Raw genomic sequence first — 15,194 nt, forward strand, 5'->3', positions numbered from 1 at the left:
CTTTGCGGGAGCGATGCGATGAGCAAGATGACGAGCGACTTCTTCGTCGAGCGGCTGAAGGCGTGGGGCGTCACCCGCATCTACGGCTATTCCGGCGACGGCATCAACGGCGTGCTGGGCGCACTTCAGCGGGACGAAGGATCCGACGACGCCATCGAATTCATCCAGGTCCGGCACGAGGAGATGGCCGCCTTCATGGCAGTGGCACATGCCAAGTTCACCGGCGAACTCGGCGTCTGCCTCTCCACCGGCGGCCCCGGCGCGACTCACCTCGTGACCGGCCTTTACGATGCGAAGGCCGATCACGTGCCGGTGCTGGCGATCGCCGGCCAGGCCGAGACCACGGTGCGCGGCGCGAGCTACCAGCAGGAGCTGAACCTCGACCGGCTGTTTGCCGATGTCGCGGATTTCACGCAGGAATGTTCATCGCCGGCGCAGCTGCGCCACCTCGTCGACCGCGGCATACGCGTGGCGATCGCGCGCAACGGCGTCACCGCGCTGGTGCTGCCCAAGGATGTGCAGGACGAGCCGTGGGAGGAGCCAAAGGTCGCACATGGCTTCACGCGCTCCGGCCCCGGCTATTCCCGTCCCCGCGTGGTCCCGCAGGAAAGCGACCTGCGCCGCGCCGCCGAGGTGCTGAACGCCGGCCGCAAGGTCGCCATCCTGATCGGCGCCGGTGCGCGAGACGCGGCCGATGAGGTGATTGCGGCCGCCGAAACCTTGGGCGCGGGCATTGCGAAGGCGCTGCTCGGCAAGGACGTTCTGCCCGATGACCTGCCGTTCGTCACCGGCGCCATCGGCCTGCTCGGCACCAAGCCTTCGTCGGACATGATAAGCGGCTGCGACACATTGTTGATGATCGGCACCGGCTTTCCCTGGGCCGAGTTCCTGCCGCCCGACGGGCAAGCGCGGGCGGTGCAGATCGACATTGCGCCCGAGATGCTGGGGCTTCGCTATCCCGTCGAGGTCAACCTGCACGGCGATGCCGCCGAGACGTTGCGCGCCTTGCTCCCGCTCCTGCAGCGCCAGGCGGATCGCGAATGGCGCGACGGGATCGAAGCGAGCGTGGCCACATGGTGGCAAACGCTGGAGGATCGCGCGATGGCGCCGGCCAACCCGGTCAACCCGCAGCGCGTGGTCTGGGAAATGTCGCCGCAATTACCGGCCGACGCGATCGTCACATCCGATTCCGGCTCCTGCGCCAATTGGTATGCGCGCGATTACCGGGTGAAGGCGGGGCAGCGAGCGTCGCTGTCGGGCGGTCTCGCCTCCATGGGTGCTGCCGTCCCTTATGCGATCGGCGCGAAGTTTGCGCATCCCACGCGGCCCGTCGTTGCGCTGGTCGGTGACGGCGCGATGCAGATGAACAACATGGCCGAGCTGATCACGGTGCAGAAATACTGGCAGCGCTGGGCCGACCCGCGGTTCATCGTTTGCGTCTTCAACAACCAGGACCTGAACGAGGTCACCTGGGAACAGCGCGTGATGGAGGGCAATCCGCGCTTTGCGACGACGCAGGACCTGCCGGACGTGCCTTATGCCAGGTTCGCCGAGCTGATCGGCCTGCAAGGCATCTATGTCGCGACGCCGGATGCGCTCGCTGGTGCATGGGCGGAGGCACTGGCGGCGGATCGGCCGGTGGTGCTGGAGGTAAAGGTCGATCCCGAAGTGGCCCCCTTCCCGCCGCACCTGACCTTCGAGCAGGCCAAGGCTTTCATGTCCTCGATCGTGAAAGGCGATCGCGGCGCGGGACAGGTGCTGATCGACACGGCGCGGCAGCTTTTCCACGAGGCAAAGCCCGGCTGAACCCAGGGCGGCGGAGGCACGTCGGCGCTGCTTCAACGGCGTTGCCGGCCCTCGCGTTCAAACCGACGTACCGATCAGCCTGCCAATGCCGGCGGTCACCGTCATCGCCAACGCGCCCCAGAAAGTAACCCGCACGACCGAGCGCCACGGCGATGCGTCTCCAGCGATCGCACCAAGCGCGCCCAGCACGGCGAGACAGAGCAGCGAGACCAGGGACACCAGCACGATGAGCAGCCGCTCCGGCGCGAACGCAGCCGCCAGAAGCGGTGCGGCGGCACCGGCGCTGAAGGTCGCCGCAGACGTCAGTGCTGCCTGAAGCGGGCGAGCCATCGACAGATCGGATAATCCCAGTTCGTCACGGGCGTGAGCGCCAAGCGCGTCCCTGGCCATCAACTGGTCCGCGACCTTTCGCGCCAGCTCCAGATCAAGCCCGCGCCCGACATAGATCTGCGCCAGCTCCTCACGCTCGAACGCTGGCTGTTCGGCAAGCTCGCGGCGTTCGGTCGCCAGATTGGCTCGTTCGCTGTCGGATTGCGAACTGACCGAGACATATTCCCCGGCTGCCATCGACATCGCGCCCGCAACCAGCGCGGCCACCCCGGCGAGCAGTACGCCCGCGCTGCCCGTGTCGGACGCGGCCACGCCGACAATCAGGCTGCCCGTAGAGACGATGCCATCATTGGCGCCGAGCACGGCCGCGCGCAGCCAACCGATACGCTCCACGCTGTGCCGTTCGGTATGGGCCTGAAGACTTCGCATTCGCTGTTCTTTGCACCCGCGCATGGGCGCCGCACTTCGTAAAGTCCCGAGGGTCAGTGACCTCTCGGCTTGCGCATCATGTTCGATGACAGGCGCCGGCGCGGTGGCTAACCTTGGCACATGACCATCCGCATCCTCATGGCTGGCGGCACCGGGCTGATCGGCGGCCTCCTCACCCGCCGTCTTCTGCGGCGTAGCGACGTTGCACTGGACAGCCTGGTGCGATCGCCGACGCTGCCGTGCGAGCGCAGGATCGATTTCGATGCGCTGGCTGCTGACGGTAGCGCGATCGAAAGCGGACGGGCGGAAGTTGGCGTCTCCTGTCTTGGTACAACCCGCCGAGCAGCGGGATCGCCGGACGCGTTCCGCCGCGTCGACCACGACTTCGTCGTCGCGTTCGCGAAGCTGGCGCGTCGTTCCGGCGCGAAGCGGTTCATTCTCGTCAGTTCGGTCGGCGCGGGTGGCAGCGGGCTTTACCTGGCCACCAAGGGCGACACCGAAAGCGCCATCCGGTCGCTTGGCTTCGATCGGGTGGACATCATGCGGCCGAGCCTCCTCCTGGGGCCGCGAGCTGATCGGCGCCCCGCGGAGTTCCTGGGGCAGCGGCTGGCGCCGCTGCTCAACCCTTTCCTCGTCGGCCCGCTCGCCCGCTATGGCGCCGTGGACGCGGACGTGGTCGCCGCGGCGATCGCTCAGCTCGCAACCCACACTGCGCCAGGCGTGTACGTGCATCACGTGCCGGAAATTCGCGCGCTCGCCCGTCGCTGACGGGTCGGCGGGCATCCGCCGGTCCATAAGATCGGGCCGGCAGTCGCGGGCGTTGGTCTCATTCCCGCGGCGAGGCGTCGGGCATGTGAAGAAACCGGCTGGCTTGGTGTCTTCTTCGATGCCTATGTTCGGTACGTGAGTTCGCGGATCACGCGAGCCGAAACAAGGCTGGCGGCTACCAAATGGAGAGAAGCATGCCCTCAACCAACAATGGCACGCCCGGCGATGCTCCGGCGGTGGCAGCCAGGGCGGTCAGCTATTCCGGCATCGGTGGACCCGAAGTGATCGCGATCACCAACCGCACGGTTCGCCCGCCCGCCGCCGGCGAGGTGCGCTTGAGGGTACAGGCTGCGGCGGTGAACCCGACCGACATCGCGTGGCGCGATCCTGGTCGCCCCGATGGGCATTGGCCGCTCACGCCCGGCATGGATGCGGCAGGCATCGTGGAGGCTGTCGGCCCCGGCGTGTCTCGCCTTGCGATCGGAGATCAGGTCATGGCCGCCGTCCTTCCGGCCCGACCGGAGGGTGGCGCACAGGCGACCTATATCGTCGTGCCCGAAGCGTCGGTGGTGAAAATCCCCGCCGATACGTCCATCGAAGCCGCCGCGACCTTGCCGATGAACGGCCTGACCGCGCTTCACGCGCTGGAGAATGCGGGATTGTCTGAAGGACAGGTTCTGGCGGTCAGCGGCGGTGCGGGTCTGCTCGCCTCTTATGCCATCGCCATCGCCAACCGCCGCGGCATCACCGTGGTGGCGGACGCGAAGCCCGAGGAGCGGGATCTGGTTCGAAGCTATGGCGCAACAACAGTCGTGGCGCGAAGTGACGACTTCGCCGGCGCCGTGCGGCAGCAGTTTCCGGACGGCGCCGACGCCCTGCTCGACACCGCTTTGTTGGGCGAGCGCGGGTTTGCGGCCATTCGCGACGGCGGCGTGTATCTTCCCGTGCGGGGATGGGCCAAGGACAGCGAGCGCGGCATTCAGGTAAAGCCGGTCTGGGTGAGCAAGGTACTCGATCGAACCGACTGGCTCGACGCGCTGCGCACCTTCGCGGAGGACGGCACGATCAGGCTGCGCGTTGCAGGCGAGTTCCCGCTGGACGAGGTTGCGGCGGCACAACAGGCCCTGGCCGCAGGCGGGATTCGTGGGCGGCCGGTGCTGATCCCGTGAATAGTGCCGATGGAGAGCATCCATCGCTGCGCCGCCTTCGAAGCCAGGGGCTCGGCAGATGATCAGGCTGTCGACGTTCCGTCCAAGACTTTCGGAAAGATGACGGATCAGCCGTGCGATCTGACGCGGACGCAAATGATGCTCAGCATGGCATCGTGATCCCGCGAGGTGCTCGGTTGCTCGCTTCCGGACACTAGCAGGAGCGCGAGGAGAAGATCGAGTGACACGGGGGGCTTCGCAATCGAGGATGACCCTTCGGTCGAAGTGCCAGACGCCAATGAATAATAAGCTCGGTGCGAGAAAGTACGCCGTCTGTGTAAATGGGTGTGATTACGACTATCGCTATATCCACTATTCCGTCGACAAGTCTTACCCCAATAAGCTCACTTGTGGCGTCTTTCAGAAGTAGGATGTCTGCCGATGTCCTGTCCGGTCCACGATCCGGGCGTTTTGGCGTGCAGTGAAGCGGACGGTACTGCAAAGGCCATCCGCTATTTGGTGGAGCGCGCGCCAGCAGTCCTCCTGCATCCCCAAGTAACGCCGCTCCTGCGCAAGTTCATGAAACCGCGACAATACTCGGGCTCAACGCGCGCGGCCTGGCTCGCCGGGCACTCCGGCGGTCGAAAGACGATGGTTCACCGCCCGTCGAGCCGCGAGGGGCTGCGGCGTCGGGCACGATTCGCCTGATAAGAACATAAATTCGAGTATCAGGGTAGCAGGGACTAATGCGTACTTTTGCCAGAACGAACAGCGGTACAACGAACGACGACACCATCCGAGGGACCAATCTCAACGATCTCATCCGTGCGCTGGCCGGGGCGGATCGGGTTGAGAGCGGCGACGGTGATGACGACATCTATGGCGGCGACGGCGACGATTTCCTGCTCGGCGGCGCGGGGATCGACTTCCTCTACGGCGAGAACGGCAACGATCGGCTCGACGGCGGCTGGGGCGCTGATCGCCTGATCGGCGCGGACGGCAATGACATCATCTCCGGCGGCGAGGACGGCGACACGATCGAGGGCGGGCTGGGCCACGACCAGATCCTGGGCGATGCCGGCAACGACATCATCTATGGCGGCGACGGCCGTGACTATCTCGACGGCGGCTATGGCGATGACGTCATCTATGCCGGCGCGGGCGATGACGGGTTCCTCAACGAGATCAACCCGGCCACCGGCAAGCTGACGACAATGGCGGTTGGCGGCGGTGCCGGCAACGACACGATCTACGGCGAAGACGGCAATGACAAGCTGAAGGGCCAGTCGGGCAACGACAAGGTCTATGGTGGCAACGGCAATGACCGCGTCGATGGGGGGGACGGTGACAATTGGCTGGAAGGCGGCAGCGGCGACGACATCATCTCCGCCGAATATGGCGTGGACGTCCTGCTCGGCGGTGACGGCCGGGACAATATGCAGGCAGGCGCCGGCAACGACTATCTCGAAGGCGGCAATGACGCCGACAACATGAACGGAGAGGCCGGCGACGACCAGATGTTCGGTGATGCCGGCGACGATTACATGCTGGGCGGCGCCGGGGCGGACCGGATGCACGGCGGCGTGGGGGCCGACAAGCTGTTCGGGGAAGCGGGCGCTGACCAGATGTGGGGCGATGCCGGCGCGGACTGGTTCGTTTTCAAGGGCGCCGGGGCGCTGGATGGCGGCGACACCATCATGGACTTCCAGGATGGCATCGACCGCATCGTGCTGGAAAAGCTGGGCGTCACTGCGTTCCGCAGCGGCGGGGCACCGGGCACGGTGTTCGCGCATGATCTGGCTAATGGCGATGTCGCGCTCGATGTTGTCACGTCGAGCGGTGCGACCTTCTCCATTCACCTGGCCGACCCGTCGGGCACGCTGAGCGCGGCTCATCTTTCGTCGGCGGACTTCCTGTTCGCCTGACCGGGTGAAGCGCCGGCGCGACCAGGCGCGCCGGCGCTTCCTGCCGGGGGATGACATTACGCGAAGAACTCAATCTTCCGCGAAGGCCAGACTGCCAGAACAAGATCCCCACCAGCTTTATCGACAAGTCGAGTTGCGGTGATTGGCAGTACAATCACCTAGGCACCCGTCGCGCCAGGATAAAAGCATACCCACCAAGTGCCGGCTAACACTTCGGGATGGTTGCGATAATTTACGACTCGGGTTAGACTTGCCTAACCGACACAGGTGGATAGCCGGCACAGCCCGCGCAAACGGGTCATGTCGGGCACGATTTCGCAAAGCGGAGCGCCAGACTGGTCGGAACCGCCGTCAAAGACGGCAGGGGAGGACCGATGAAGGCTCGCGATTGGGCGCTGCTTGGCGCATCCGTTTGTTCCATCGTCACCGCAAACAGCGCCAGCGGTCAGGCCGCACAATCACCACCGCCATCTTCCCCCAACGGAACGACACAGGCGCCCGACGCCGCGGCCGCCAACACCAGCGCCCTGGAAGACATCATCGTTACTGCCGAGAAGCGCGAACAGCGCATCAATGACGTCGGCATGTCGATCCAGGTGCAGTCGGGTGAACAGCTGACCCAGCTTGGCATCACCGATACCGCCAGCCTTGCGAAGGTCACGCCCGGCCTGAACTTCACACCCAGCGCCTATGGCACGCCGATCTATACCATCCGCGGTGTCGGCTTTCAGGATACCTCGCTAGCAGCCAGCCCGACCGTCAGCGTTTATACCGACGAAGTGCCCCTGCCCTTTTCGGTCATGACGCTGGGCGCCGCGCTGGATGTTCAGCGGGTGGAAGTGCTGAAGGGGCCGCAGGGCATCCTGTTCGGCCAAAATGCCACCGGCGGCGCGATCAACTATATCGCCAACAGGCCGACACCGGATTTTCAGGCGGGCGTGTCGATCAGCTACGGGCGCTTCGATCAGCTTGACCTGCAGGCCTTCGTCTCTGCGCCCATCAGCGAGACGCTGGGCTTCCGCTTCGCGGTGCGGCGCCAGTCGATGAGCGACTGGCAGCGGGGCTACACCACGCCGCTTACTGCGGGTCAGCAGGACATCTGGATCGGCCGCCTGCTGCTGGAATGGGAGCCGTCCGATTCCTTTCGCGCGCTGCTGAACGTCAACGGCTGGCGTGATCGCAGCGACACCCCCGTGCCGCAGCTGTTCGGTGTGGTCGCGCTCAATCCGGTGAACGGCGTCGATCCGCGCATCCTCAACTACCCGCTCGCGCCGCATAACCCGCGCGCGGCCGATCGCAGCATCTGCATCAACAACTCGCCATTCAACGAGCCCTTCAACCAAATCCCGCCGCCTTACGGCTATCCGCGACCGACCACGGCGGACAATTGCACCACCCTGGCGCGGGACATCGGCTTCTACGCCGCCTCGCTGCGCATGGAATATGATCTGACCGAAGGCATCACCCTTACCTCGCTCAGCGCGTTCGAGCGCTATGATCGCGACCAGCCGGTCGAGGGGGACGGCATCATCTATCAGAATTACGAATCCCAGCAGCGCGGGTTCATTGAGAGCATTTACCAGGAACTGCGGCTCGGCGGGGATTTCGGCGGGCGGGGCAATTGGATCGTCGGCGCCAATTACGAGCGTGACAGGACGTACGACAATTTCCTTCAGAGCTATGGCGGCTCCTCCGCGGTGCCAACGCTGGGGGTGCTGCTGGGACCGACCAACCCGCGCAATCGGCAGAAGACGAGCACCTACGCGGTGTTCGCCAATGCAGAATTCCCCATCACCGACAGCCTCTCGGTTCACGCCGGCGCTCGCTATACGAAGGTCGACAAGGATTACGCCGGCTGCGCCCATGATTCCGGCGACGGCACGTGGTCGGCGGCATCGCAGGCGATCCAGAACCTGCTCGCTCTGGTGAATGGCTTCATCACCCCGGCGCAATATGCCGCAGGCCAGGGGCCGGGCATCAATGTCGGGCCGGGCGCCTGCGCCACCACTGGCCCCGCCCCGACCTTCAACCCAGCCGTTCCCGATTTCCGGTCCCAGCTGAACCAGGACAATGTCTCCTTCCGCGTCGGCGTCGACTGGAAGGTTGTGCCGGACACGCTGGTTTACGCCAACGTGTCACGCGGCTTCAAAGCAGGCGGCTTCCCGACGGTGGCGACCTCCTCGTTCACCCAGCTCGAACCGGCGGTGCAGGAGCAGCTGACGGCCTACGAAATCGGCGCCAAGTCGACGCTTTTCGACCGCCGGCTACAGCTGAACGCAGCCGGTTTCTATTATGACTACAAGGACAAGCAGATCCTCGGCAGCCTTAACGACCCGGTATTCGGCGCGCTGCCGGCGCTGGTGAACGTCCCCAAGTCGGAAGTGATCGGCTTTGAAGTGTCCGCGGTTGCTCGCCCGACGCAAAGGCTCACCCTTTCGGCAGGTGCCAGCTACGCCAAGAGCAAGGTGCGCGGCGATTATTTCAACTTCGACCCCTTCTCGCCTGTCCCGGTGAATTTCCGCGGCGAGCCATTCCCCAGCTCGCCGCCGTGGCAGGCCTATGCCGATCTTCAATATGAATGGCCGTTGACCGCCGATATCAACGCCTTCCTGGGCGCGACGGTGAACTATCAGAGCTTTACCCGGACGTTCTTCTACGACCAGGGTCCGAACCCGGTACAGCCGCGCGACCTGCTTCGCGTTCCTGGCCGGACGCTGCTGGATCTGCGTGCCGGGATCGAGCGTGGGCCGTGGCGGCTGCAGGCCTATGGGCGCAACGTGACCAACGAATGGTATTGGACGTCGGCGGTCCACACGAATGATATTCTCGGGCGCTATACCGGCATGCCCGCCACCTACGGCGTCATCCTGTCGTGGCATTACTGATCGCCGCGCCTGCCATTTGGCGGGTCAGGGCACACTGAGCGGAAGCATTGCCGCCATCACTGACAAAGGCTCACTTTGCGCCGTGATGGCGCAACGTGCTGGACACAGCCGCCATCGACATTAGCCTGGATTAATCCGTAACGGGGCAGATCGCGGGGTGTGTGAATGAAGCCGGCAGTTGGTCTGTCGCTGTTGGCATTGCTCCTCATTCCCACGACCGTTGCCGGCAACAGCAGCCCGCAGGTCGTGCTGGCTACGCCGGGGGGCAATGGCGGGGCGGTTGAACGGTTCACCATCCGCTTCAGCCAGGCGATGGTCGCGCTCGGCGATCCGCGTGCGACCGGGCCCATCAACGTCACCTGCAGCGTCAATGGCGAGGGACGCTGGGTCGATCAGCAGACCTATGTCTGGGAATTCGCCAGCGCGCTTCCCGGCGGAACCACGTGCGAGGTGAAGACCCGGGAGGGGCTGAAAAGCGCTGGCGGCTATGCGCTGCAGGATGCGCGCAGCTTCACCGTGAGCGCCGGCGGGCCGACCGCCCGTGCGGTCCTGCCCGGCACGCATGAGGAGATCGAGGAGGACCAGGTGTTCCTGGTCGCGGCGAACATGCCCGCCACCCCGCAATCGATCGCTGCCAATGCTTATTGCGCGGTCGACGGCATCGGCGAGAAGATCGCCGTTGACGTGCTGCCGGCCGACATGCCGGGCGAGTTGCTGGCAAAGATGGGTGCCGATCGGTGGGAAGTGCGCAACTTCCTTGAAAACGCCGGCCTGCCCACCGCGGTCCCTGCGGAAGCTGCCGATCGTCGCGAGGCCTTTGCCGGTGTCACAGCCCTGAAGTGCCGCCGGCCGCTGCCGCCCGGCCGGGACATGGCGCTTGTCTGGGGCGCTGGGATCGCCGGTGCGGGTGGGAAGCGCGCAGGCGCCGACCAGCGCTTCGACTATACCGTGCGCAAGCCCTTCACGGCGCGCTTTGAATGCGGCCGCGTTGGTCCGCAGGCCGGCTGCAATCCGGTTGAGAAAGCGTATGTGCGCTTCACCGCCCCGGTGCCGATGAGCGAAGCGGCAAAGATCCGTATTGAAACGGCAGACGGGAAATCGATTGCACCGACGTTCGAGGAGGGCGACCGGCGCAAGGCGACCACTTCCGATGTCACCTTCGCCGCGCCGCTTCCTGCGGCGACGAGCGCACGGCTCGTCATGCCTCAGGGGATCAAGGACGAAAGCGGCCGTGTGCTCGCCAACGGCGAGCGCTTCCCGCTGGACGTCCGCTTCGACCAGGCGCCGCCGCTGGTGAAGTTCGCGGCTGGCTTCGGCATCCTGGAGGCGAAGCAGGGCGGCGTGCTGCCGGTCACCGTGCGCAACGTCGAGCCGGCGATTCAGGGGCGCAACCTGGGTGTGGCCGGGCAGCGTGTGCGCGTGGCCGGAAGTGACGCGGACGTGGCCAAATGGCTCCGCACCGTGGCCGCGGCGGACCGCACCAACATCGAAGAGATCACCCGCGGCAACCGGACGATCCGCATCAATCGCACCGGCGAGAAGCCGATCCTGGGGCCGCGCGCCGGCGAAGCGATGAAGGTGGATCTGCCGGGCAAGGGCAAGGATTTCGAGGTGGTGGGCATTCCCCTCGGCAAGCCCGGCTTTTACGTCGTCGAGCTCGCCAGCCCGATGCTCGGCCGCGCGCTGCTGGGTCGCGACACGCCGCGCTACGTCGCCACATCAGCGCTCGTTACCGACATGGCGGTCCATTTCAAATGGGGCCGCGAGCGCAGCCTCGCATGGGTGACGCAATTGTCCGACGGCAAGCCCGCTGCCAATGCCGAGGTCCGCATCACGGATAGTTGCACGGGCAAGTTGCTGGCACGCGGCGTCACCGACCGTAGCGGCGGGCTGTTCGTCCCCGCGGGTCTCCCCGAACCGGAAACCTATGGCAGCTGCGATTATGACGGCAGCCCGCATCCCCTGATGATCTCGGCGCGGCGCGGCGACGATTACAGCTTCACGCTGACCGAATGGGGCGAAGGCATCCGCCCGTATGATTTCGAGCTGCCCTATGGCTATTCGGCACGGGCGGAGACCGTTCACACCATCTTCGATCGCGCGCTGGTTCGTCAGGGCGAGACGATCCACATGAAGCACATCCTGCGCCGCCCGGTCGGCACCGGCTTCGCGCTGGCGCCGAGTGTCAGGGGCGTGCTGAAGCTGTCGCATCGCGGCTCGGACACGGAGTTCGAGCTTCCGCTGGCGATCGACGCCAATGGTATCGGGGAGAATAGTTGGACCGCCCCGCAAGGTGCTCCGATGGGCGATTACGACCTGTCGATCGTCGCGGAGAACCGCACGATCGAACTGAGCCAGTCATTCCGTGTCGACGAATACCGTCTACCGACGATGCGGGCGACCGTGACCGGGCCAAAGGCGGCTGCGATCCGCCCGACCAGCCTGCCCCTCGACCTTTATGTCGGCTATCTTTCGGGGGGCGGCGCCTCCAACCTGCCGGTGGATGTGCGCATCGGGTGGTTCGCGCGCCAGTCGGCGCCGAGCGGCTATGAGAATTTCACCTTTGGCGGCCGCGCCGTCAGCGAAGGCGTACGCCCGCTGAACGGCGATGGCGAGGAGGAACGCGCCGAGCTGCCACCAACGCAGATGCTGCCGGCGCGGCTCGGCGGCGATGGCACCGCGCGGCAGACGATCCAGGTGCCGCGATCGCTCGACGGCACGGCCGACATGCAGGTCGAAATGGATTATCAGGATGCCAATGGCGAAACGCTGACGGCGTCGCGCACCATCCCGATCTTTGCGTCGGGCGTGCAGCTCGGCATTCGCACCGATGGCTGGCTGATGAAGCAGGACGACCTGCGCCTGCGCTTTGTCGCGCTCGACACCGCGGGCAAGCCGATCAAGGGCCAGAAGATCGCGGTTGCGCTCTACAGCCGCGAAATCCTGACCGCGCGCCGGCGGCTGATCGGCGGCTTTTACGCCTATGACAATCAGCTGCGCACGACCAGGCTCACCGCGTCATGCGCCGCCATCACGGATGCGCAGGGCCTGGCGCAATGCAGCGTGGATCCCGGCGTTGCCGGGGAGGTCTATGCCGTCGCCACGACGACCGACGGCGACGGCAATGTCGCCCGCGCGGTGCGCAGCGTGTGGCTGGCGGGTGACGAGGACTGGTGGTTCGGCGGCGACAATGGCGACCGCATGGATGTCGTGCCCGAACAGCTCGCCTACAAATCCGGCGACACCGCCCGCTTCCAGGTTCGCATGCCATTTCGCCAGGCAACCGCGCTGGTGACGGTGGAGCGCGAAGGCGTGATGTCGAGCTTCGTCACGCAACTGTCGGGCAATGATCCGGTCGTTTCCGTGCCGCTGCAGGGCATGTATGCGCCCGACGTGTTCGTTTCGGTGATGGTCGTCCGTGGCCGTGTCGAAAGTGGCTTCTGGACCTGGGTCCATCGCATCGCGCGCACGCTGGGCCTGTCGAACACGCCGGACGAGGCGCAGGAGCCGACCGCGCTGGTTGACCTCGCCAAACCGGCCTATCGGATGGGTATCGCCAAGATAAAGGTTGGCTGGGAAGCGCATCAGCTCCAGGTCGCGGTCAGCGCCGATCGGGAGCGTTATGCACCGAGGGACGTGGCGCAAGTGGCGGTGCAGGTGCGCAAGCCTGATGGCAGTCCCGCCCGCACCGCGGACCTTGCCTTCGCCGCGGTCGATCAGGCGCTGTTGCAGCTTGCCCCCAACGAAAGCTGGGATGTCCTGACCGCAATGATGGGCGAGCGTCCGCTTTCCGTACTCACCGCGACGGCCCAGACTCAGGTGGTCGGCAAACGCCACTATGGCCGCAAGGCGGTGGAGGCCGGCGGTGGCGGCGGCGACGCCTCGGGACTGAACCGCGAGAACTTCCAACCGGTGCTGCTATGGCGCGGCCGAGTTGCGCTGGACGCGGCGGGCAAGGCGCGGCTGCCCGTTCCGCTGTCGGACGCGCTGTCGTCGTTCAAGCTGGTGGCGATTGCCACGGATGGTGCGCAGTTGTTCGGCACCGGCACCGCAGCCATCCGCACCGCGCAGGATCTGTCGCTATATGCGGGACTGCCGCCGATGGTGCGCAGCGGCGACAGCTACGCGGCCGCCTTCACGCTGCACAACGGTTCCGCCAAGCCGATGACGGTTACGGCCAATGTCGACGTGTTCCCGCGGGTCGCAGTCGGCCGGCCGCTTACCGTGACGATCCCGGCGGGCGGCGCCAAGGCGGTGGCCTGGAACCTTATCGCGCCCGAGGGGCACGATCGCCTGCGCTGGCAAGTCAGCGCCCGCGCTGCCGATGGCCGCGCTGCCGATCGGCTGACGGTGACGCAGGATGTGATCCCGGCCGTCCCCGTCGAGGTGTGGGCGGCGACGCTCACCCGCATTGGCGCGGGTTCACAGATCCCGATCGCGCCACCCAGCGGCGCATTGCCGGGCCGGGGCAGCGTCTCGATCCGTCTCGACGACAGCCTCGCACCGCCCCTGCAGGGTGTTCGGGACTATATGGCCGCTTATCCCTACCAGTGTTTCGAACAGCGCCTGTCGCGGATCGTCGTTCATGGCGACGCCGCCGGCTGGGCGACGCTGGCGGCCGAGCTTCCCACCTATCAGGCGCCCGACGGCCTGTTGCGCTACTTCCCGGGCGACCAGCTCAGCGGGTCGGAAGCGCTCACGGCCTACGTCCTGTCGATCACGGGCGAAGCGGGGCTGTCCATCCCGGATACGGCACGGACCCGCATGATCGAGGCGATGAAGGCCGTGCTCGACGGGCGCCTGCGTCGCGAGGATTATGGCGATGTGCGTCTCCAGCGTGTCGCCGCGCTCACCGCGCTCGCGCGCGCCGGCGCTGCAACCCCCGCCATGCTTGGTCAGATCGGCCTGCCGCTTGCCGAAATGCCTACCGCCACGCTGGCCGACTATCTCGCCGCGCTTGATCGCATTCCCGGCCTTGGCAACGCTCCTGCCCTGCGCGCCGAGGGCGAGCGCATCTTGCGCACCCGTCTCGTCTATGAGGGCACGCGGCTGGACCTTTCCGATCAGGCGGCGCAACCCTGGTGGCTGATGTCCTCCGGCGACGAGGCTGCGATCAAGGCCACGCTCGTCACGCTCGGCCGTCCCGGCTGGGAGGATGACAGCGCGCGGATGATGATGGGCACGGCGCTGCGCCAGTCGCGCGGCCATTGGGATACGACCACGGCCAACGCCTGGGGCGTCATTGCGGCCCGCAGGTTCGCCGCCCTCTACCCTGCGGACGCGGTCGCCGGCACCACGATGCTCGCTTATGGCGCGCGCCGGACCGCCCGGGACTGGCCACTCGCGAGCGAGCAGCGCAGTCTCGCCTTTCCGCTGGCGCCCACGCCCATGCCGCTGCGCCTTGCCCAGTCGGGCGGTGCGGGCCCCTGGGCGACCGTCTCCGTCTCCGCGGCGGTTCCGCTGACCCGTCCGCTCGCCGCCGGTTATCGCATGACTCGCCAGGTCTCGGTGGTTCAGGCGCGGACGCCCGGGCGCCTCACCCGTGGCGACGTCCTCAAGGTGACGATCTCGGTTGAGGCCTCGGCGGAGCGCAACTGGGTGGTGGTCAACGATCCGATCCCCGCTGGCGCAACGATCATCGGCGATCTCGGCGGCCAATCCGCCATGCTTCAGGCCAGCGATGGTGACGGGGTGCAGCCGGCGTATGTGGAGCGTGGTCGCGACGCCTGGCGCGGCTATTTCGCCTGGGTGCCGCGCGGCCGTTTCACCGTGTCCTACACGCTTCGGCTGAACGGCGCAGGGCGGTTCAGCCTGCCGCCCAGCCGGGTGGAGGCGATGTATTCGCCGGCGATCCGCGCCGCTGTTCCCAATGCCCCCGTGGTGGTCGCGCCCCAGTGAACGTC

The 15,194-nt window shown here is 66.3% G+C and carries 7 protein-coding genes; 6 read left to right on the forward strand and 1 reads right to left on the reverse strand.

Annotated features, from left to right (window positions below):
- The first annotated feature begins 18 nt into the window (after positions 1 to 18).
- On the forward strand, positions 19 to 1,806 hold the full coding sequence (locus LK535_RS12790; protein ID WP_227772311.1) for a thiamine pyrophosphate-requiring protein: 1,788 nt from the start codon (positions 19 to 21) through the stop codon (positions 1,804 to 1,806).
- A 57-nt stretch (positions 1,807 to 1,863) separates the two neighbouring features.
- Here LK535_RS12790 and LK535_RS12795 read toward each other — a convergent pair whose 3' ends face one another.
- The gene (locus LK535_RS12795; RefSeq protein WP_227772312.1) at positions 1,864 to 2,565 is read right to left on the reverse strand and encodes a VIT family protein; all 702 of its coding nucleotides are present in this window, start codon (positions 2,563 to 2,565) and stop codon (positions 1,864 to 1,866) included.
- 120 nt (positions 2,566 to 2,685) lie between these two features.
- On the opposite strand from LK535_RS12795, the gene LK535_RS12800 reads away from it, so the two are divergent.
- From LK535_RS12800 to LK535_RS12820, 5 genes are all read left to right on the forward strand, one after another.
- A complete protein-coding gene (locus tag LK535_RS12800) occupies positions 2,686 to 3,333 on the forward strand; it encodes an NAD(P)H-binding protein (RefSeq protein WP_227772313.1) in 648 nt (215 codons plus the stop codon).
- A gap of 194 nt (positions 3,334 to 3,527) precedes the next feature.
- Entirely contained in the window at positions 3,528 to 4,502 is a 975-nt protein-coding gene (locus tag LK535_RS12805; RefSeq protein ID WP_227772314.1) for an NADP-dependent oxidoreductase, read from the forward strand.
- Between the two features lie 725 nt (positions 4,503 to 5,227).
- A complete protein-coding gene (locus tag LK535_RS12810) occupies positions 5,228 to 6,406 on the forward strand; it encodes a calcium-binding protein (protein WP_227772315.1) in 1,179 nt (392 codons plus the stop codon).
- A gap of 374 nt (positions 6,407 to 6,780) precedes the next feature.
- Entirely contained in the window at positions 6,781 to 9,291 is a 2,511-nt protein-coding gene (locus LK535_RS12815) for a TonB-dependent receptor (protein WP_227772316.1), read from the forward strand.
- Positions 9,292 to 9,456: 165 nt separating this feature from the next.
- The gene (locus LK535_RS12820; protein ID WP_227772317.1) at positions 9,457 to 15,189 is read left to right on the forward strand and encodes an alpha-2-macroglobulin family protein; all 5,733 of its coding nucleotides are present in this window, start codon (positions 9,457 to 9,459) and stop codon (positions 15,187 to 15,189) included.
- Positions 15,190 to 15,194 lie beyond the last annotated feature (5 nt).

The sequence above is a fragment of the Sphingomonas sp. IC4-52 genome (assembly GCF_020707225.1).
GTDB lineage: Bacteria > Pseudomonadota > Alphaproteobacteria > Sphingomonadales > Sphingomonadaceae > Sphingomonas.

Coding starts and splice junctions, on each gene's coding strand:
- LK535_RS12815 (WP_227772316.1), top strand. CDS start 6,781: ATGAAGGCTCGCGATTGGGCGCTGCTTGGCGCATCCGTTTGTTCCATC.
- LK535_RS12800 (WP_227772313.1), top strand. CDS start 2,686: ATGACCATCCGCATCCTCATGGCTGGCGGCACCGGGCTGATCGGCGGC.
- LK535_RS12805 (WP_227772314.1), top strand. CDS start 3,528: ATGCCCTCAACCAACAATGGCACGCCCGGCGATGCTCCGGCGGTGGCA.
- LK535_RS12795 (WP_227772312.1), bottom strand. CDS start 2,565: ATGCGAAGTCTTCAGGCCCATACCGAACGGCACAGCGTGGAGCGTATC.
- LK535_RS12810 (WP_227772315.1), top strand. CDS start 5,228: ATGCGTACTTTTGCCAGAACGAACAGCGGTACAACGAACGACGACACC.
- LK535_RS12820 (WP_227772317.1), top strand. CDS start 9,457: ATGAAGCCGGCAGTTGGTCTGTCGCTGTTGGCATTGCTCCTCATTCCC.
- LK535_RS12790 (WP_227772311.1), top strand. CDS start 19: ATGAGCAAGATGACGAGCGACTTCTTCGTCGAGCGGCTGAAGGCGTGG.